We start from the raw sequence: 18948 nt of genomic DNA, 5'->3' as shown, positions 1-18948 counted from the left end.
ATTATTCCTTCACTGCCGTTGAGCCGGTTGCAACCGTAACATTTGTGGCAGGGGTAAGCTGGTGCTCAAGACGTTTGATTTTACGTTCGGCGCGCGCCAGAGAAACGCGAACGCGTAGCCAGAAAAGGCCGCAAATCAGCCAGCCGATAATGAAACCAGCAGCAAACAGCACGGCCAGCAGCGTGGAGATCCGGTATTCACCCTGTGCGAGCAAATAGTTGAACGTGACTTGCTGATCGTTTTGCGCGCCAAGGGTGATCGACACAACAAAAATCGCTAACACCAGTAAGAAAATGAGTAAATATTTCACATTACGTCCCGTTATGTGCTGCCGAGCGATGAATTTATATGCAATGACTGCATTCAGCCCTATAAACTACCATTTTAGCGCCCGGCGCGAAATGGAAATGCATGATGTTAAAATCTGATTTGCGGGCGAAACGGCGGAAATCAACCCTCTTGATCGCGAGCAATGATTTCCGGTACTTCCTCCGCAGGCGGCGTGAGCGGGCCACAAATGCGCTGGGCAAGCCAGGTCGCCAGCGTCACAAGCAACCAGGATATCAACGTTGCAACCACCAAATCGCGCGGCCAGTGCATGCCTAACAGAAGTCGACTACCCATAACCCCTGTCGCCCACACAAGCAGCACAGCAATCGTCCATGTCCGTCTGCGTGGCCACAGCAGCCCAACGGCTAATAATGCCCAACTTGCGGCAAACATGGTATGTCCGGAGGGAAAAGCGAAACCCGTCTCTTTTTGCCAGTGTTTACGTAAAAACCCAGGAATATCATGCTGGCTGGAGAGTTGTTTTTTCACTAATTCTCCCCGATCCTTACGTTTCAAAGTGTAGAACTGTTCGGCCTGAACATCGTGCGTTTTTTCCAGCCAAAGGACGAAAGGTCGCGGCTCCTGAACACGCTCTTTGACAAAGGATTTAACCCCCTGTCCTGCCAGAATCGCGCAACCAAGAATAACGAACAGCATCACCGCAGCTTTGAGGCGAAAACGCAGGCACCAGAGAAACCACGCGCACAACACGACATGCGTGATAATTCCCCACGGTTGGGTGACGGTTTCTGTTAACCAGTATAAAAAATGCAGCCACCAGCGGGCTTGCCCCGGCTCCCAATTCCAGCCGGAAATCCACATTATCAGCGGCATAATCAATAGAATCGCCGCGCCTGCTGTTGTTCGCATTGCAATGGAAAGCATCTTTTCTCCTTCTGATTTCGCGAACCAATATAACTGAAAAATAACATTTCCGCTGAAACCTACGCATTTGTGCGTTTAAACGGCAATGCGTGGGTCACCAGTAGGCGATGCGTAATGCATTGTGGCAAAATGAGGTTATACAGAAGGCCAACAGGCTAAAGGTGCGCAGTGCACCACTAAAAATCCGGAGATTCACATGCAACTTAAACGTGTGGCAGAAGCCAAACTGCCAACCCCATGGGGCGACTTCCTGATGGTGGGTTTTGAAGAACTGGCAACCGGGCAGGATCACGTCGCTCTTGTTTTCGGTGATATTTCCGGGCAACTGCCCGTACTTGCACGCGTTCACTCCGAGTGTCTGACCGGCGATGCCTTGTTCAGCCTGCGCTGTGATTGCGGTTTTCAGCTTGAAGCGGCGCTCAATCACATTGCAGAAGAAGGACGCGGCGTACTGCTTTATCATCGCCAGGAAGGCCGTAACATCGGTTTGCTGAATAAAATTCGCGCGTATGCGCTGCAGGATCAGGGCTATGACACCGTTGAAGCGAACCATCAGTTGGGTTTTGCTGCCGATGAGCGCGACTTCACGCTTTGCGCAGATATGTTTAAATTGCTGGCGGTAGACGAAGTTCGTCTGCTGACCAATAATCCAAAAAAAGTTGAGATCCTTACCGAGGCAGGAATCAATATTGTGGAGCGCGTACCGCTGATTGTCGGGCGTAACCCGAAAAACGCGCACTATCTCGATACCAAAGCAGAAAAAATGGGGCACCTGCTGAAATAAGCGCCCCATCAGTGTTGAAACAGGCCTGCAAATGCAGGCCTTTGTTTTTAGTTCAACATATTACGGATCACGTAATGCAGAATGCCATCGTTGCGGTAATAGGTCAGCTCCGTCGAGGTATCAATGCGACAGCGGCACGCCAGCGTCTCCTGCTTGCCATCGGCGCGGGTTAACGTCACGGCTAACGTGCCACCCGGCGTGATGTTTTGCAGATCGACAACATCCAGCTTTTCCTCCCCTGTCAAAGCCAGCGTTTTTCGCGTCACGCCTTGTGGAAACTCAAGCGGCAGGATCCCCATACCAATCAGGTTGGAACGGTGAATACGCTCGAAAGATTCAGCAATGACCACCCGAACGCCCAACAAACGCGGCCCTTTTGCCGCCCAGTCGCGGCTGGAGCCTGAACCATACTCTTTGCCGGCAATCACCGCCAGCGGCGTGCCCTCTTGCTGGTAGCGAACAGCAGCATCATAAATAGAAATCACTTCGCTGCCCGGCAAATGACGCGTCATGCCGCCTTCAACGCCCGGCACCATTTCGTTGCGAATACGGATATTGGCGAATGTCCCGCGCATCATTACTTCATGGTTGCCACGTCGCGAACCGTAGGAGTTAAAATCCCGGCGCTCGACTCCATGGCTTTGCAGATAGCGGCCCGCCGGACTATCCGCTTTGATACTGCCTGCTGGCGAAATATGGTCGGTCGTGACCGAATCACCCAGCATCGCCAGGATCCTCGCGCCATGAATATCTTCCACCGGTTTCGGCTGCGCCTGCATATCTTCAAAGAAGGGTGATAACCGGATGTAAGTTGAGTCATTTTGCCAGCCATACGTATCGGAGTGCTCAACCTCAATCGCCTTCCACTCCGACGTGCCTTCAAACACCTCGGCATACTCTTTGCGGAACATCTCAGTAGAGACTTGCTCAACCGCGCGGGCAATCTCACTGCTCGTTGGCCAGATATCTTTCAAGTAAACCGGATCGCCTTTCCGGTCATGGCCAAGCGGATCGGTGGCGAGGTTGATATTCATATTGCCCGCCAGCGCATAAGCCACCACCAGCGGCGGTGAAGCAAGCCAGTTCGTTTTTACCAGGGGGTGAATACGCCCTTCGAAATTGCGGTTGCCCGAAAGCACCGCACCAACGGTAAGATCGCCTTCACGGATCGCCTGTTCAATAGGCTCTGGTAACGGTCCAGAGTTACCGATACAGGTGGTACAACCGTAACCGACAAGGTTAAAACCCAGTTCATCCAGATAAGGCGCTAATCGCGCCTGTGCCAGATAGTCAGAAACCACTTTCGAACCAGGCGCCAGCGATGCTTTCACCCATGGCTGACGTTTGAGCCCGGCGGTGACCGCTTTTTTCGCCAGCAGCCCGGCAGCCATCAACACACTGGGGTTTGAGGTGTTGGTACAAGAAGTTATCGCAGAAATCACTACCGCACCGTCCGGCAATTGATATTTCTGCCCGTTCAGCACGTACTCGACCGGTTTGCGATCTTTCTGCGCCGTGTTCAGTTCAAGTTCTGAGCTGGCTGCAAAGGCTTTAGGCACATCGCTCAGCGCGACCCGATCCTGGGGGCGTTTTGGCCCGGCGAGGCTCGCTTCAACGTCGTGCATGTTCAGTTCAAGGGTGCTGGTAAAGACGGGTTCATCGCCCGGGTTACGCCACATACCTTGAGCTTTCGCATAAGCCTCCACCAACGCGACTTGCTCTTCGCTACGACCACTCAGGCGCATATAATCAAGCGTCACGCTATCGATTGGGAAAAAACCGCAGGTTGCGCCATATTCCGGGGCCATATTGGCAATGGTGGCACGGTCGGCAAGCGGCAGCGAATCAAGTCCATCGCCGTAAAACTCAACAAATTTACCGACAACGCCGTGTTTACGCAGCATTTGCGTGACCGTCAGCACCAGATCGGTTGCCGTGATCCCTTCTTGCAATTTACCGCTCAGTTTAAAACCGACGACATCAGGGATCAGCATAGAGACCGGTTGCCCGAGCATCGCCGCTTCGGCTTCAATCCCGCCCACGCCCCAGCCCAATACACCGAGGCCATTAATCATGGTGGTATGAGAGTCAGTGCCGACAAGCGTGTCAGGATAGGCAACCCACTCTTTGCCCTGCAATTCGCTCCAGACCGCTTTGCCGAGGTATTCGAGATTTACCTGGTGGCATATTCCTGTTCCCGGCGGCACCACGCTGAAACGGCTAAACGCCTGCTGGCCCCAGCGCAGGAAAGCATAACGTTCATGGTTACGTTCCATTTCAAGGCGGACATTCTCTTCGAAGGCGTCATCGTCGCCGAAGTGGTCAACGGTCACGGAGTGGTCAATCACCAGATCGACTGGAGATAGCGGGTTCACTTTGGCGGTATCGCCTCCAAGGCGTTTCACCGCTTCACGCATCGCCGCTAAATCAACGACGGCGGGGACACCGGTAAAGTCCTGCATCAGGACTCTTGCTGGGCGATAAGCGATTTCGCGATCGGCGTGCGCACTGGCGAGCCAACCGGCCAGGGCACGGATATCTTCTTCAGTGACGGATTCCTCGTCCTGCCAGCGCAGGAGATTTTCCAGTAAAACTTTTAGCGACTTGGGTAACCGTGAGATATCCCCAAGTTGTTTAGCGGCCAGCGGCAAGCTGTAGTAGTGATAAGTTTTGTTCTCTGCCTGCAACGTGTCCTTACTGGCTTCGCGTAGGGTTGACGACATGTGCTCCTCCTTAATTACAGGGATTGCTTACCCTGATGCTCTTCAGGGTCTGTAATTAAAGATAACACAAACATATCGTAACGTTTTGATAACAACCAAAATTGCTACAAAAGGGAAAATCTTGCAGGAGAAGGGATATAAAAAAACCTCGCAGATGCGAGGTTTTTCAATTCATTACCGAAGGGTAGCCCACACAACCTGTCCCCAGAAAAGGATGGAAACAGAAAAAGCGGCTAACCACGACCAATATTTCATTCCGCAATCATTACGCATAAATTTATTACCAGAAAATCTATTCATTAAAACTGAGTCATTACTCAATTCATTTATGCTGTGTATTAATTAAAGAGTACAAAAGAGCACATCAATGAATAGCCGGGATAATTTCCCACGTTTATTCTGATGATATATTTATTGTTTTTTGAAGTCGTCTTCAGAGAAGGCGTCAATAAAAGCTTGCTGCTGCGGCGTCAGCTTCCAGGAAGCCGGAATAGAGGTCACAGGTTTCTTTTTCGCTTTAGCTGGTGTGTCATGTAATTGACATACTTGCTTAACCGGTTCGAATCGACCCGCTATAGCCATTTTAACCCCAGAATTTCCAGATCAATAACGCAACGACTGCCCAAAACACGGCAGAGCCAAGAAATACCGCCAGCCAGGCTTTACGCTTAAGCTCAGGGTCCCTTTGCGGCTCTTCACTTCCTGATGGCATTGCTAACCTCGTACAATCGACATCACTTATCATTTTGGGTACCAACAATCGGTGTAATTAATCATGAGATGAGACAAATCCTAAAAGAACTTTAGCCGAAAATCCAGTGAATTTACTCACCAATTCCAAAGAAATATTTAATCTTTTGACCCGAAATAAATTATTGAAGTAATAAATTTGCAGAGCGGCAATTTAGTTTCTATTTTTGTCGCTAAATAGTGACAGTGTCGGCGTTAAAATTGTGAAGGCAATCACCCGCAAAGGTGATTGTATCAAAGATGAAGATAATTCTAATTTGGCTTTAGGAGACATTATGGGTATCTTTTCGGGCGATAAGATACCCTACGGCATTATTTCTGCGGCAACTTAATATCTTTAAACATCGCTTCTATATCTTCATTAGAACGCAACGCCACAGCTGCATCGACAACATCGCGCGTTAAATGTGGCGCGAAGCGCTGAATAAAATCATACATATAGCTACGCAGGAACGTGCTGCGACGGAAACCTATTTTTGTGGTGCTGTGGCTGAAGATTTCGTGAGCATCCAGTTTAACAAGGTCCGGATCGGAGATCGGATCCACCGCCATGCTGGCAATAACCCCTACTCCCAGCCCGAGTCTGACATACGTTTTGATAACGTCTGCATCTGTGGCGGTGAAAACGATTCGTGGCGTCAACCCTGCACGATTAAACGCCGTGTCGAGCTCCGAGCGGCCGGTAAAGCCAAAGGTGTAAGTCACCAGCGGATATTGCGCCAGTTCATCGATACTGACCGACTGCTTAGATGCCAGCGGGTGATCGGGTGTCACCACAATTGAGCGATTCCAGTGGTAGCACGGTAACATCACCAGATCATCGTATAAATGCAGCGCTTCGGTGGCGATGGCGAAATCAGCGTTGCCTTTAGAAACCGCTTCTGCAATCTGTGTTGGCGATCCCTGGTGCATGTGCAATGAAACGCGCGGATAGCGTTCGATAAACCCTTTGATCACATTCGGTAATGCATACCGCGCTTGTGTATGCGTGGTCGCAACATACAGCGAGCCCTTATCCGGCCAGGTGTGTTCCCCCGCCACCGATTTAATGGCATCAACTTTGGACAAGACTTCACGCGCAATGCGGATAATTTCCTGGCCGGCGGGCGTCACCTGAGTGAGATGTTTACCACTGCGGGCGAAGATTTGTATGCCGAGTTCATCTTCCAGCATGCGGACTTGTTTACTGATGCCAGGCTGAGAGGTATAGAGCCCTTCCGCCGTGGAAGAGACGTTGAGGTTGTGATTCACCACCTCGACGATATAACGAAGCTGCTGTAGTTTCATAACAGACCATCCGAAGTACGCAAACGGGGTTATCGCTTAATACGATTTGATAATAAAAAAGCGGTTAGCTATAACAACTATATCATTTATAGCTTCCGTGTATAGCAGCGAACAAAGAATAATAACGCGCAAATAAAAAGGGCCGGAAAACCGGCCCCTAGAGGTATATGGCTGAAAAAACTACTTTTTAGCTTCGGTCCATTTATTGTCGATATAAAACGCTGACCACCCGGTCGCTTTCCCGTCTTTTTCCGAAGCAACATATTGCTGCCTGGTCTTACGGCTAAAACGCACAATGGTTTTATTGCCCTGCGGATCTTCCTGCGGTGCGTCTGCAAGATAACGCAGTTTTTCCGGCAGACGGTCACGGAAGCGGCACAGTTCTTCTACCAGCGGTGCGCGTGTTTCGCGAGATTTCGGGAAGGTATTCGCCGCGAGGAATACCCCGGCTGCGCCATCACGCAGAACAAAATAGGCGTCAGATTTTTCACACGGCAGCTCAGGCAACGGCACCGGATCCTCTTTCGGCGGTGCAACTTCGCCGTTACGCAGGATCTTACGCGTGTTTTTACACTCGTCGTTGGTGCAAGCCATGTACTTACCAAAACGCCCCATTTTCAGGTGCATTTCAGAACCGCATTTTTCACACTCAACGATTGGGCCGTCATACCCTTTGATGCGGAATTCGCCCTCTTCGATCTCGTAACCATCGCAAGTTGGGTTATTCCCACAGACATGCAGTTTACGTTTCGGATCGATCAGGTAGCTGTCCATCGCCGTACCACATTTCTGGCAACGACGTTTGGCGCGCAGCGCGTTAGTTTCCGCGTCTTCGCCTTCCAGCACATTGAGCACTTCGTTTTCCGGCACCAGGTTAATGGTGGTTTTGCAGCGCTCTTTCGGCGGTAACGCATAGCCGGAACAGCCGAGGAAAACCCCGGTACTGGCGGTACGAATACCCATTTTACGGCCACATGTCGGGCAGTCGATGCTGGTCAGCACCATCTGATTCGGACGCATACCGCCCGCTTCAGGATCCTGTTCAGCTTGTTCCAGTTGACGAGAGAAATCGCCAAAGAAGCTGTCCAGCACCTTGCGCCATTCCGCTTCGTGGTTCGCCACGCGGTCGAGGCTGTCTTCCATCTGTGCGGTAAAATCGTAGTTCATCAGCTCGCGGAAATTCTCTTCCAGACGATCAGTAACAATTTCGCCCATTTTTTCCGCATAAAAACGGCGGCTTTCAACACGCACATACCCCCTGTCCTGAATGGTCGAGATGATCGACGCATAGGTAGACGGGCGGCCAATACCGCGTTTTTCCAGCTCTTTTACCAGCGAAGCTTCGCTAAAACGCGCAGGTGGCTTGGTAAAGTGCTGTGCCGGCGTTAACTCTATAAGCGAAAGAACATCGCCCTTGTTCACCGCCGGCAGCGTACGATCTTCATCGCCTTTGCGCAGCGCAGGCATGACTTTTGTCCAGCCATCGAAACGCAGGATGCGACCACGAGCTTTAAGACGGAAATCGCCTGCGCCCACCGTCAGCGTGGTGGAATCATACTGAGCAGGCGTCATCTGACAGGCAACAAACTGGCGCCAGATCAGTTGATAAAGCTTCTGCGCGTCGGCTTCCATGTCTTTTAACGATTCAGCTAACACCGCGACATCGGAAGGACGAATAGCTTCGTGCGCCTCCTGAGAGTTCTCTTTGCTGGCGTACTGATTGGCGTTTTCCGGCAGGTATTTTTTACCGAAGTTATCAGCAATGTAGCTGCGCACCATCGACACGGCGTCCTGGCTCAGGTTCGTCGAGTCGGTACGCATATAGGTGATGTAGCCCGCTTCATACAAACGCTGCGCCATCATCATCGTTTTCTTGACGCCAAAACCCAGACGCGTGCTGGCGGCCTGTTGCAGCGTAGAGGTAATAAAGGGGGCACCCGGTTTGCTGCTGGTCGGCTTATCTTCCCGCTCCAGCACCGTATAACGCGCTTTTTCCAGCAGGCTGACCGCCGCCATGGTTTGCTCGCGATTAACCGGACGGAAGGCTTTATCACCTTCATGGGTCACCTGCAACGGCAGCGTATCGCCACCAGGTGTTGCCGTAGCAGCGTCTATTTCCCAGAACTCTTCCGGCACAAACGCTTTAATTTCGCGTTCACGCTCAACAACCAAACGCACAGCGACAGACTGTACGCGCCCTGCGGAGAGGCCGCGGGCAATTTTCTTCCACAGCAGTGGAGACACCATGTAGCCCACCACGCGGTCCATAAAACGGCGCGCTTGTTGAGCGTTTACACGGTCAATATTCAGTTCGCCCGGCGTTTCGAAGGCCTGACGAATCGCATTCTTGGTAATTTCATTAAACACGACGCGGCTGTAGCGTTTCTCATCGCCGCCGATCACTTCCCGCAGGTGCCACGCAATGGCTTCCCCTTCGCGGTCAAGGTCGGTTGCGAGATAAATGTGGTCGGCTTTTTCCGCCAGCGATTTCAGCTCGGAAACCACCTTCTCTTTACCGGGCAGCACTTCATAATGCGCATCCCAGTTGTGCCATGGGTCAATCCCCATGCGATTGACAAGAGCGCCACGTTCATCCTTTTTAGGCTTCTTAGCCGTTTTGGCGGAGGCTGAGTCTGCGCTCTTTTTGGGTGCTGAGCCACTGGTCGGCAAATCACGGATATGACCAACGCTGGATTTAACCACATAGTCATTACCCAGATATTTATTGATCGTTTTGGCTTTTGCCGGGGACTCAACGATAACGAGAGCTTTACCCATATTCACCTTTACCTAATTAAATTCTTCCAGAAATTCGTCGCATGTCGCTTCAAACCCACCGGCGACGAGCATTCAATATTGCGGCGGCGTCAATGGATATCAACCCTTTTTTTAACAAAGCGCGTAAAACGGAGCGTTCAGGTGACTGAGTTTACAGGCTTTTTCGCGCCAGGGCGGAGTAGCACAACGATATAACGGTCGAATGTCAAGCAAATCTGTTGCCAGATTGACGAAAGCGTCACACTGTACCTGATAAAATTTGTTACGCAACTTTATTAGCATGCAAAAGCGGATCACGCCAGCACAACGACCGGGCAAAGCCCTTGCAAAAACAGGGAAAATTTGCCCCTGAACCGGGCCAGCGGTAAACTGACGAAATTTTTTAAGGAGTAGAAAAATGCAAGAGACATCTCAGCCAATCGATCGCCAGTCTCTGCTTGAACTGGCTAATAAACTGATTAGTGAGCATGAAGACACGCTATCCGGTATCGTCGCGACCGGCGTCAGCCAGCGTAACGGCGTACTGGTTTTCAGCGGCGAGTATTTTCTTGATGAGCAAGGCCTGCCGACGGCGAAAAGTACAGCGGTATTCAACATGTTCAAATACTTAGCGCATGAGCTTTCTGAAAAATATCATCTGATCGACTAAAAGAAAACGCGAGGCCGAAGCCTCGCGTTTTTACATCATTGGTTTTTGCCCGCGCTGCCACCAGCGCATCAGCAAATGATCGATGCTCTCCATCGCACTGCCCGTAAAACGCTCCATCAGTTTTTTACGCTGCTGATAGCGCACACCAATCACTTCGTGATCTTCGATAAGCCCCAGCAGCAGATCATCGCTGGTGCCAATAGCGTCGATCAATCCTTTATCAAGCGCCTGGGAGCCGTACCAGTGCTCACCCGTCGCCACGCTTTCAATATCCAGTTCAGGCCGCATCTGGTGAACAAAACCTTTAAACAGATCGTGAGTTTCGTTCAGGCTCTCGCGAAATTTCTGCCGCCCTTCTTCCGTGTTTTCACCAAGCAGTGTCAGCGTACGTTTGAACTGACCCGCCGTGTGCAGCTCAATGTCGATCTCTTTGCTTTTGAGGAAGCGGTTAAAGTTGGGGATCTGCGCTACCACGCCGATAGACCCGATGATCGCGAACGGTGCCGCAACAATTTTATCGGCCACGCAAGCCATCATATAGCCGCCACTAGCAGCCACTTTGTCGACGGCGATGGTCAACGGGATATGCTTGTCGCGCAAACGTTGTAACTGGGAAGCGGCAAGACCGTAGCCATGTACCACACCACCAGGGCTTTCAAGGCGCACAACGACTTGATCCTGCGGCGTTGCCACCGCCAGCACTGCCGTAATCTCTTCACGCAATGCATTGACTTCGCCCGCGTCCATGCTGCCTTTGAAATCGAGCACATAGGCACGCGGCGCGCCTTTGTCTTGCTGTTCGCCAGCCTTCGCCTTCGCTTTTGCCGCTTTCGCTTCCAGCTTCAGTTTTTTCTTCTGCGCTTTGTGCCAGTGTTTCTGTTGGTGATCATCCAGCAAGGAGACCGACATCTCCTCCTGCATCTCTTTATATTGCTCACTCAAACGGGTGATTTTCAGTTCTCCCCGCTGGCGTTTGCGCTGTGTCAAATTAACAATCAGCACGGCCACAACAGCAATCGCCACGACGACAGTCGCGATTTTGGCCAGAAACAGGCCATACTCAGACAGTAATTCCATGCATACCACCTCGATTACACCACTCGACAATCGCACCAGTGTACATGAGCGATGCTGGCACGTCTCGCGTAAGCCATTGGTACAATGTGCCATGTTGCTGAATTTTTTCGTAAAGGTTGCGCAACCTTCCCGCAGGCTGATTGAAATAGCCCTCTGTTTAAGGCATAAAGCCAACATGTGAAGGCGATAACAGGCTCCGGCCTGAGGAGAGAGTGTGCATTATCAGCCACAACGCGATTTGTTAAACGATCGCATCATTCTGGTGACCGGTGCCAGCGACGGCATCGGTAAAGAAGCGGCGCTGACCTACGCCCGCCACGGCGCGAGCCTCATTCTGCTGGGCCGAAACGAAGCGAAACTGCAGCAGGTTGCGCGCGATATTGAACAAGAAGGCCAGCAAGCGCAGTGGTTTACCCTGGATATGGCAAACTGCACCCCGGAAATGTGCCAGCAACTGGCTGGTACCATTGCGGCCACCGTACCGCGTCTGGACGGTGTATTGCACAATGCCGGTTTACTCGGGGATGTATCGCCAATGATCGAGCAGGTTCCGGCAGTCTGGAACGAGGTGATGCAGGTCAACGTGAATGCCACCTTTTATCTCACCCAGGCGCTTCTTCCTTTATTACTTAAATCGGACTGCGGCTCTCTGGTTTTCACCTCCTCGAGCGTTGGCCGCCAGGGACGTGCTAACTGGGGCGCTTATGCTGTGTCGAAATTTGCCACCGAAGGGATGATGCAGGTGCTGGCCGAAGAGTATCAAAACCGTGTGCGGGTTAACTGTATTAACCCTGGCGGTACGCGCACCAAAATGCGGACCAGCGCCTTTCCGACCGAAGATCCAGACAAACTGAAAACCCCCGCCGATATTATGCCGCTTTATCTGTGGCTGATGGGCGATGACAGCCGCCGTAAAACCGGTATGAGTTTTGATGCCCAACCGGGTCGCAAACCAGGAATTTCACAATGAGCGAAGAACGATATCAGCAGCGTCAGCAGCGCGTAAAAGAGCGTGTCGATGCGCGCGTCGCTGCTGCACAGGATGAACGCGGGATCATTATTGTTTTTACCGGAAACGGTAAAGGGAAAACCACCGCCGCATTCGGCACAGCAACACGCGCAGTCGGCCATGGTAAAAAAGTGGGCGCCATTCAGTTTATCAAAGGGACGTGGCCGAATGGCGAACGCAACCTGCTGGAACCGCTGGGCGTGGAATTCCAGGTGATGGCAACCGGTTTTACCTGGGACACGCAAAACCGCGAAAGCGACACCGCTGCGTGTCTGGCAGTCTGGCAACATGCCGAACGAATGCTGGCCGATCCTGCGCTGGATATGGTGCTGCTGGATGAACTGACCTATATGGTGGCGTATGATTACCTGCCGCTGGAAACGGTACTTGACGCGTTACGCAAACGCCCGGCAAACCAGACGGTGATTATCACCGGACGCGGCTGCCACCGCGATATTCTTGACCTGGCGGATACCGTCAGCGAATTGCGTCCGGTGAAACACGCTTTTGAAGCAGGTGTAAAAGCGCAACAAGGTATCGATTACTGACGCAACGTAAGGCTGCCGTCATTGCAGGCAGCGCTTTTTTGCCCCGGAGACCGGTCCGGAGACCTTAGCAAGCAGCTACAGACAGCGCGTGAGATTTTACGCAAGCGATCGGGCTGAACCAAATCAGATTCACATCCAAGGTTTTCGGTTAGCAACAAAAAAGGGGCTTTCGCCCCTTTTCTCTTATGCTTTATTAAGATCAGTCGTTTTTATTACGCGTACTGCCGGGGCGACGACCACCACCGGACTTGCCAGCCGGCTGGCTGTGGCGTTTCACCGCGCGGCGGATCTGATTCGCTTTCATGCGACGGCGATCTTTCTCAACGGCCACTTTGGATTGCGTTTCCGCGTCCAGCCCCACCAGCTCACGCAGGTAGTTAGTTTGCGCCAGATCGAGTTCCGTCCAGCCGCCGCGAGGCAACCCTTTTGGCAGCGGAATATCACCGTAACGTACGCGGATCAGGCGGCTAACCTGTACGCCAACCGCTTCCCACAGGCGACGCACTTCACGGTTGCGCCCTTCGGTTAGGGTGACGTTATACCACTGGTTAATGCCTTCACCACCGCTGAACTTGATGGTTTTAAACGCCGCCGGGCCATCTTCCAGCTGCACACCGCGCGACAGATCGCGCAACTTCGCGTCATCAACTTCGCCAAAAACACGTACCGCGTATTCACGCTCAACTTCACGGCTCGGGTGCATCAGGCGGTTCGCCAGTTCACCATCGGTGGTAAACAGCAACAGACCGCAGGTATTTACGTCGAGACGACCTACCGCGATCCAGCGCGCGCCGCGCAGTTTCGGTAGACGATCAAAAACAGTCGGGCGTCCTTCCGGATCGTTACGCGTACAGAGCTCGCCTTCCGGTTTGTAGTACGCCAGCACGCGGCAGATCTGCTCCACGGACTCTTTCACCGAAATAAGGTGACCGTCGATACGGATTTTCAGAGCAGACGTCACTTCCACGCGATCGCCCAGTGTGGCGATTTTGCCGTCCACGCTGACGCGTCCAGCCTCAATAATAGATTCGATTTCACGGCGGGAACCGTGGCCAGCTCGCGCCAGCACTTTCTGTAGTTTCTCGCTCATAGAGCTTCCTTCAGGTGTCGCCTTCACAGGCGTCGAATAGGGTCATCAGGTCGGCAACGCCGCTGCTGAAATGGCCGCGTAGTATAGCGGCTTGTGCCACTATAAGAAAGGCTTAACGTCGCCAACCCCTTCGCGAATAACCTCGGGTGTCGATTCGGTTAAATCGACCACTGTCGTCGGTTGCTGGCCGAGATAGCCACCGTGGATGATTAAATCCACCACTTTTTCCAGCCGATCTTTAATTTCATCTGGATCGGATTCGGTAAAATCACTGCCCGGCAGCATTAACGAGGTGGACAGCATCGGTTCGTTGAGCGTTTCCAGCAGCGCCAGCGCAATCGGGTTTGACGGTACGCGCAGACCAATCGTTTTGCGTTTTTCCTGTAATAAACGGCGCGGCACCTCTTTTGTCCCTTTCAGGATAAACGTGTAATTGCCGGGCGTATTATTTTTAATCAGACGAAAAGCCACGTTATCGACAAAGGCATACGTCGACAGCTCCGATAAATCGCGGCACATCAGCGTAAAGTTGTGGCCATCCGGCAGGTGACGAATGCGGCAAATACGCTCCATCGCCCCTTTGTCTTCAATTTTACAGCCCAACGCATAACCGGAATCGGTGGGGTAAACGATGACCCCGCCTTTACGCACAATTTCGACCGCCTGGTTAATCAACCGCGGCTGGGGGTTTTCCGGATGAATATAAAAAAATTGACTCATACTTCCCTCTCTCTGTTCTGTTGCGGCTGCTCCCATTTCAGCCATACGCCCTCAACACCGGCCGGAAGCCAGAGTTTGCGCCCCAGTTCAATCCAGGGGCAAGGCTGATGGAAATCAGAGCCTTGCGACGCCAGTAAACCAAACTGACGGGCATACGCGGCGAGCTGCGTTCGCTCGTTGGGAGCCTGCTGGCATTGGGCGACTTCCATCGCCTCACCGCCGCACTGTGCAAAATACGCCAGCAGCCTTTTCAGCCATTTAGCAGAAAGGTTATAACGACCCGGATGGGCCATTACCGCCGTTCCGCCAGAATGATGAATCACATCAATAGTTTGTTCTATTGTACACCACTGGGGAGGAACGTATCCCGTTTTGCCCCGTGCCAGATACTTTTTAAACACATCGGCAATATTGTTCGCTTTGCCCTGTTCCACCAGGAAACGGGCAAAGTGTCCGCGCGTTACGTTCGCCCCCTGCGCCAGCCGTTGAGCGCCTTCCCACGCACCGGGAATGTGCGCTTTTTCTAAACGCTCAGCAATCAGTTTCGCCCGCTGGACCCGGCGTTCAGATTGCGCCTGCAAAAAAGTACGCAGCGTCGGGTGGTCAATATCAATATTCAGACCAACAATATGTATTTCGTGGTTTTCCCAGACGGTGGAGATCTCCACACCGCTGATAAGCTGCAAATCCAGCCCGGCACGGACAATTTCCGTACGGGCAGCAGGAATGGCATCGGTGGTATCGTGGTCGGTTATCGCCAGCGTACCGACGCGCATTTCTACCGCGCGATGCACCAGTTGTTCCGGGGAAAGCAGACCGTCAGAGGCCGTCGTATGGCTGTGAAGATCGTAAATAATGGCGTAATTCGTGTCGCTCAAAGCGGCTCCGCTAATTCATATGGACGTCGGTTTGTCGCCTATCATACAGTCCAGAGAATATTTTCTGAATTCGAGGTTGACTTTCTTTTCCTGAACCAGTTAACTAGTACGCAAGTTCACACAACAAGGTATCGCAAACATGAATGCACATTTCTCTGTTACTCGCTGGTGGCGCACTCCCTGACAAGGGCTGTGAGATCACGTGCGCATTCAGCATACCGATACCAGGCCCGCTCACCCAGCGGGCTTTTTTTTGAACAAAATAAATAATGAGAGCGACTATGCAAACGCAAAAACCAGCACTCGAACTTCTGACCAGTAACGCCAGCTACCGCAGTAACCCGACGGCATTGTTCCATCAATTATGCGCTGCCCGCCCGGCAACCCTGCTGCTGGAATCAGCGGATATTGACAGTAAAAGTGACTTAAAAAGCCTGCTGTTGGTTGATAGCGCGTTGCGTATCACCGCGCTTGGTGACACTGTCACTATTACAGCATTAACTGAAAATGGAGCAGCACTCCTGGCGCTGCTGGATAACGCCCTTCCGGCCGGTGTTGAAAACACCCTGCTCCCCGATGGGCGCGAGCTGCGATTCCCGCCGGTCAGCAGCCTGCTGGATGAAGACGCCCGCCTCTGCTCGCTCTCTGTGTTTGATGCTTTTCGCTTATTACAAAACCTGGTCGATGTCCCTTGCGATGAACGCGAAGCCATGTTCTTCGGCGGCTTGTTCGCGTATGACCTGGTAGCCGGTTTTGAAGATTTACCGCAGCTTACGCACGATCGCCGTTGCCCGGACTACTGCTTTTACCTCGCCGAAACCTTACTGGTGATCGACCACCAGAAACAGCAAACCCGTATCCAGGCAAGCCTGTTTACGCCTTCAGCAGAGGAAAAAGACCGCCTGCTCCAGCGAATCGACACCCTGCGCCAGCAGCTGGATCACCCGGCCGGGGCGTTGCCGGTGGAGAAAGTTGAACATATGCGCTGCGACTGCAACCAGAGTGATGAAGAGTACGGCGCAGTGGTTCGCGAAATGCAAAAAGCGATTCGCGCGGGCGAGATTTTTCAGGTAGTACCGTCTCGTCGCTTCACCCTGCCTTGCCCTTCACCGCTGGCGGCTTACGAAGTGTTAAAAAAGAGCAACCCCAGCCCGTACATGTTCTTTATGCAGGATAACGATTTCACCCTGTTCGGTGCCTCACCGGAAAGCTCGCTGAAATACGACGCCAGCAACCGCCAGATTGAGATCTACCCTATCGCCGGTACCCGTCCGCGTGGACGCCGTCCGGATGGTTCACTGGATCGCGATCTCGACAGCCGTATTGAGCTGGAGATGTGTACCGACCACAAAGAGCTGTCAGAACACTTAATGCTGGTGGATCTGGCGCGTAATGATTTGGCGCGCATCTGCACACCGGGTAGCCGCTATGTCGCCGATTTAACCAAAGTCGATCGCTACTCCTACGTGATGCACCTGGTTTCACGCGTGGTGGGTGAACTGCGTCAGGATCTTGACGTTCTGCACGCCTACCGCGCCTGCATGAACATGGGGACATTGAGCGGTGCGCCAAAAGTGCGCGCAATGCAGTTAATCGCCAAAGCGGAAGGCACACGTCGCGGTAGCTACGGCGGCGCGGTGGGTTATTTCACTGCCCATGGCGATCTGGATACCTGCATCGTGATTCGTTCTGCGTGGGTGGAGGACGGTGTGGCAACAGTACAGGCAGGCGCGGGTGTCGTGCTGGATTCCGTTGCGCAATCTGAAGCCGATGAAACCCGTAATAAAGCTCGCGCGGTTCTGCGCGCTATCGCTACCGCACACCACGCTCAGGAGACTTTCTGATGGCTGACATTCTGCTGCTTGATAACATCGATTCCTTTACTTACAACCTGGCGGATCAGCTGCGTGCGAGCGGACACAACGTGGTGATTTACCGTAACCATGTTCCGGCGCAGACCTTGATCGACCGCCTTCAGACAATGCAAAACCCGGTGCTGATGCTTTCGCCAGGTCCAGGCGCACCGTCTGAAGCGGGCTGCATGCCGGAACTGCTGACGCGGATGCGCGGCAAGTTACCGATTATCGGCATCTGCCTCGGTCACCAGGCGATTGTTGAAGCCTATGGCGGCTACGTCGGCCAGGCTGGTGAAATCCTGCACGGCAAAGCCTCAAGTATCGAACACGATGGCCAGGCGATGTTCGCGGGGTTAAGCAACCCGCTTCCCGTTGCGCGTTACCACTCACTGGTGGGCAGCAACATCCCGGCAGGATTAACCATCAATGCCCATTTTAACGGCATGGTGATGGCGGTGCGTCACGACGCCGATCGCGTTTGCGGTTTCCAGTTCCACCCGGAGTCGATTTTGACCACGCAAGGCGCACGTCTGCTGGAACAAACGCTGGCCTGGGCGCTGCAAAAACTGGAGCAGACGAATACGCTGCAACCGATTCTGGAAAAACTCTATCAGGCGCAAACTCTCAGCCAGCAGGAGAGCCACCAGCTTTTCTCTGCGGTGGTGCGCGGCGAGCTGAAGCCGGAACAACTGGCGGCCGCGCTGGTGAGTATGAAAATTCGCGGTGAGCATCCCAACGAAATTGCCGGAGCGGCCACCGCACTGCTGGAGAATGCCGCGCCGTTCCCGCGCCCGGACTATGCTTTTGCCGATATCGTCGGCACCGGTGGCGACGGCAGCAACAGCATCAATATTTCCACCGCCAGTGCATTTGTCGCTGCTGCGTGCGGACTGAAAGTTGCCAAACACGGCAATCGCAGCGTGTCGAGCCGTTCCGGCTCATCGGATTTGCTGGCGGCATTTGGTATCAATCTGGAGATGAACGCCGATAAATCGCGTACTGCGCTGGATGAGCTGGGTGTCTGTTTCCTGTTTGCGCCGAAGTATCACACCGGTTTTCGCCACGCAATGCCGGTCCGTCAGCAGTTAAAAACCCGTACCCTGTTCAACGTGCTCGGCCCGTTGATTAACCCGGCGCACCCGCCGCTGGCGTTGATCGGTGTTTACAGTCCGGAGCTGGTGCTGCCGATTGCCGAAACCCTACGCGTCCTCGGTTATCAGCGTGCGGCAGTCGTGCATAGCGGCGGCATGGACGAAGTGTCACTGCATGCCCCTACACTGGTTGCTGAGTTGCATGATGGCGAAATCAAAAGTTACCAACTTACCGCTACCGATTTTGGCCTGACGCCGTACCATCAGGAGGCGCTGGCTGGCGGGACACCGGAAGAAAACCGTGACATTCTGACACGCTTACTCCAGGGTAAAGGTGAGGCCGCGCATGAAGCCGCCGTCGCTGCCAATGTCGCCATGCTGATGCGTCTGCACGGCGAAGAGGATTTACAGGCCAACGCGCAGAAAGTTCTCGATGTGCTGCACAGCGGAGCAGCCTACGACAAAGTCACCGCACTTGCGGCAAGAGGGTAAA

General features: G+C 53.0%; 18 protein-coding genes and 1 other annotated feature. Of the genes, 6 read left to right on the top strand and 12 right to left on the bottom strand.

All coding sequences use genetic code 11. From position 1 onward, the window contains the following. Nucleotide 1 precedes the first annotated feature (1 nt). Both M8Q36_RS17600 and pgpB read right to left on the bottom strand, forming a co-directional pair. Nucleotides 2–310, bottom strand: a complete 309-nt coding sequence (locus tag M8Q36_RS17600) for a LapA family protein (protein WP_017457195.1) — start codon at nt 308–310, stop codon at nt 2–4. A gap of 140 nt (nt 311–450) precedes the next feature. Further along, the gene (pgpB, locus tag M8Q36_RS17595; protein WP_249881737.1) at nt 451–1215 is read right to left on the bottom strand and encodes a phosphatidylglycerophosphatase B; all 765 of its coding nucleotides are present in this window, start codon (nt 1213–1215) and stop codon (nt 451–453) included. A 196-nt stretch (nt 1216–1411) separates the two neighbouring features. Between pgpB and ribA the strand changes: the two genes are divergently transcribed. Continuing rightward, nucleotides 1412–1999 carry a GTP cyclohydrolase II gene (ribA, locus tag M8Q36_RS17590; RefSeq protein ID WP_016495874.1) on the top strand — a complete coding sequence of 196 codons (588 nt, stop codon included), beginning with the start codon at nt 1412–1414 and terminating at the stop codon, nt 1997–1999. A gap of 47 nt (nt 2000–2046) precedes the next feature. Here ribA and acnA read toward each other — a convergent pair whose 3' ends face one another. From acnA to topA, 6 genes are all read right to left on the bottom strand, one after another. After that, nucleotides 2047–4722, bottom strand: a complete 2676-nt coding sequence (gene acnA / locus M8Q36_RS17585) for an aconitate hydratase AcnA (protein ID WP_249881736.1) — start codon at nt 4720–4722, stop codon at nt 2047–2049. Nucleotides 4723–4896: 174 nt separating this feature from the next. Continuing rightward, nucleotides 4897–4995: a small membrane protein YmiC gene (gene ymiC / locus M8Q36_RS17580; protein WP_234455536.1), complete on the bottom strand. Its 99-nt coding sequence runs from the start codon at nt 4993–4995 to the stop codon at nt 4897–4899. Between the two features lie 138 nt (nt 4996–5133). Further along, nucleotides 5134–5304, bottom strand: coding sequence for a YciX family protein (locus tag M8Q36_RS17575; RefSeq protein WP_249881735.1), 171 nt, complete (start codon nt 5302–5304; stop codon nt 5134–5136). Between the two features lies 1 nt (nt 5305). Continuing rightward, nucleotides 5306–5467 (bottom strand): YmiA family putative membrane protein, encoded by a 162-nt coding sequence (locus M8Q36_RS17570; protein WP_082071763.1) that lies wholly within the window; start codon nt 5465–5467, stop codon nt 5306–5308. Nucleotides 5468–5784: 317 nt separating this feature from the next. Then, on the bottom strand, nt 5785–6759 hold the full coding sequence (cysB, locus tag M8Q36_RS17565; protein ID WP_016495871.1) for an HTH-type transcriptional regulator CysB: 975 nt from the start codon (nt 6757–6759) through the stop codon (nt 5785–5787). A 180-nt stretch (nt 6760–6939) separates the two neighbouring features. Further along, nucleotides 6940–9537, bottom strand: a complete 2598-nt coding sequence (gene topA, locus M8Q36_RS17560; protein ID WP_249881734.1) for a type I DNA topoisomerase — start codon at nt 9535–9537, stop codon at nt 6940–6942. Nucleotides 9538–9934: 397 nt separating this feature from the next. On the opposite strand from topA, the gene M8Q36_RS17555 reads away from it, so the two are divergent. Then, nucleotides 9935–10186, top strand: coding sequence for a YciN family protein (locus M8Q36_RS17555; protein ID WP_131413342.1), 252 nt, complete (start codon nt 9935–9937; stop codon nt 10184–10186). A 30-nt stretch (nt 10187–10216) separates the two neighbouring features. Here the strand turns inward: M8Q36_RS17555 and sohB are convergent, their stop codons facing one another. After that, nucleotides 10217–11263, bottom strand: coding sequence for a protease SohB (gene sohB, locus M8Q36_RS17550; protein WP_249881733.1), 1047 nt, complete (start codon nt 11261–11263; stop codon nt 10217–10219). Between the two features lie 214 nt (nt 11264–11477). Between sohB and M8Q36_RS17545 the strand changes: the two genes are divergently transcribed. Then, nucleotides 11478–12233, top strand: a complete 756-nt coding sequence (locus tag M8Q36_RS17545; protein WP_249881732.1) for a YciK family oxidoreductase — start codon at nt 11478–11480, stop codon at nt 12231–12233. Further along, on the top strand, nt 12230–12820 hold the full coding sequence (cobO, locus tag M8Q36_RS17540; protein ID WP_016495866.1) for a cob(I)yrinic acid a,c-diamide adenosyltransferase: 591 nt from the start codon (nt 12230–12232) through the stop codon (nt 12818–12820). The genes M8Q36_RS17545 and cobO overlap by 4 nt, the downstream gene beginning before the upstream one ends. A 199-nt stretch (nt 12821–13019) precedes the next feature. Here cobO and rluB read toward each other — a convergent pair whose 3' ends face one another. From rluB to rnm, 3 genes are all read right to left on the bottom strand, one after another. Next, on the bottom strand, nt 13020–13910 hold the full coding sequence (gene rluB, locus M8Q36_RS17535) for a 23S rRNA pseudouridine(2605) synthase RluB (protein ID WP_249881731.1): 891 nt from the start codon (nt 13908–13910) through the stop codon (nt 13020–13022). A 99-nt stretch (nt 13911–14009) separates the two neighbouring features. After that, on the bottom strand, nt 14010–14630 hold the full coding sequence (locus M8Q36_RS17530; RefSeq protein WP_016495863.1) for an L-threonylcarbamoyladenylate synthase: 621 nt from the start codon (nt 14628–14630) through the stop codon (nt 14010–14012). After that, nucleotides 14627–15508, bottom strand: a complete 882-nt coding sequence (gene rnm, locus M8Q36_RS17525) for an RNase RNM (RefSeq protein WP_249881730.1) — start codon at nt 15506–15508, stop codon at nt 14627–14629. Before rnm ends, M8Q36_RS17530 begins: the two co-directional genes overlap by 4 nt. Before the next feature lie 160 nt (nt 15509–15668). Next, nucleotides 15669–15763: a sequence feature (Trp leader region), on the top strand. A gap of 26 nt (nt 15764–15789) precedes the next feature. On the opposite strand from rnm, the gene M8Q36_RS17520 reads away from it, so the two are divergent. Together M8Q36_RS17520 and trpD are read left to right on the top strand one after the other, a co-directional pair. Continuing rightward, complete coding sequence (locus tag M8Q36_RS17520; protein ID WP_249881729.1) at nt 15790–17352, top strand: anthranilate synthase component 1; 1563 nt, start codon at nt 15790–15792, stop codon at nt 17350–17352. Beyond that, nucleotides 17352–18947: a bifunctional anthranilate synthase glutamate amidotransferase component TrpG/anthranilate phosphoribosyltransferase TrpD gene (gene trpD / locus M8Q36_RS17515; RefSeq protein ID WP_249881728.1), complete on the top strand. Its 1596-nt coding sequence runs from the start codon at nt 17352–17354 to the stop codon at nt 18945–18947. Before M8Q36_RS17520 ends, trpD begins: the two co-directional genes overlap by 1 nt. Nucleotide 18948 lies beyond the last annotated feature (1 nt).

The sequence above is a fragment of the Kosakonia sp. R1.Fl genome, assembly GCF_023516815.1.
Classification (GTDB): Bacteria; Pseudomonadota; Gammaproteobacteria; order Enterobacterales; family Enterobacteriaceae; genus Kosakonia.
The sequence above is the reverse complement of the archived record's forward strand: the minus strand, read 5'-3'. Positions and strand labels throughout refer to the sequence as shown.

Excerpts from the sequence above, each read along its gene's own strand:
- rluB (WP_249881731.1), bottom strand. The coding sequence starts at position 13,910 with ATGAGCGAGAAACTACAGAAAGTGCTGGCGCGAGCTGGCCACGGTTCC.
- ymiC (WP_234455536.1), bottom strand. The coding sequence starts at position 4,995 with ATGCGTAATGATTGCGGAATGAAATATTGGTCGTGGTTAGCCGCTTTT.
- M8Q36_RS17575 (WP_249881735.1), bottom strand. The coding sequence starts at position 5,304 with ATGGCTATAGCGGGTCGATTCGAACCGGTTAAGCAAGTATGTCAATTA.
- acnA (WP_249881736.1), bottom strand. The coding sequence starts at position 4,722 with ATGTCGTCAACCCTACGCGAAGCCAGTAAGGACACGTTGCAGGCAGAG.
- cysB (WP_016495871.1), bottom strand. The coding sequence starts at position 6,759 with ATGAAACTACAGCAGCTTCGTTATATCGTCGAGGTGGTGAATCACAAC.
- pgpB (WP_249881737.1), bottom strand. The coding sequence starts at position 1,215 with ATGCTTTCCATTGCAATGCGAACAACAGCAGGCGCGGCGATTCTATTG.
- cobO (WP_016495866.1), top strand. The coding sequence starts at position 12,230 with ATGAGCGAAGAACGATATCAGCAGCGTCAGCAGCGCGTAAAAGAGCGT.
- M8Q36_RS17555 (WP_131413342.1), top strand. The coding sequence starts at position 9,935 with ATGCAAGAGACATCTCAGCCAATCGATCGCCAGTCTCTGCTTGAACTG.
- sohB (WP_249881733.1), bottom strand. The coding sequence starts at position 11,263 with ATGGAATTACTGTCTGAGTATGGCCTGTTTCTGGCCAAAATCGCGACT.
- M8Q36_RS17520 (WP_249881729.1), top strand. The coding sequence starts at position 15,790 with ATGCAAACGCAAAAACCAGCACTCGAACTTCTGACCAGTAACGCCAGC.
- trpD (WP_249881728.1), top strand. The coding sequence starts at position 17,352 with ATGGCTGACATTCTGCTGCTTGATAACATCGATTCCTTTACTTACAAC.
- M8Q36_RS17570 (WP_082071763.1), bottom strand. The coding sequence starts at position 5,467 with ATGATAAGTGATGTCGATTGTACGAGGTTAGCAATGCCATCAGGAAGT.
- ribA (WP_016495874.1), top strand. The coding sequence starts at position 1,412 with ATGCAACTTAAACGTGTGGCAGAAGCCAAACTGCCAACCCCATGGGGC.
- M8Q36_RS17530 (WP_016495863.1), bottom strand. The coding sequence starts at position 14,630 with ATGAGTCAATTTTTTTATATTCATCCGGAAAACCCCCAGCCGCGGTTG.
- topA (WP_249881734.1), bottom strand. The coding sequence starts at position 9,537 with ATGGGTAAAGCTCTCGTTATCGTTGAGTCCCCGGCAAAAGCCAAAACG.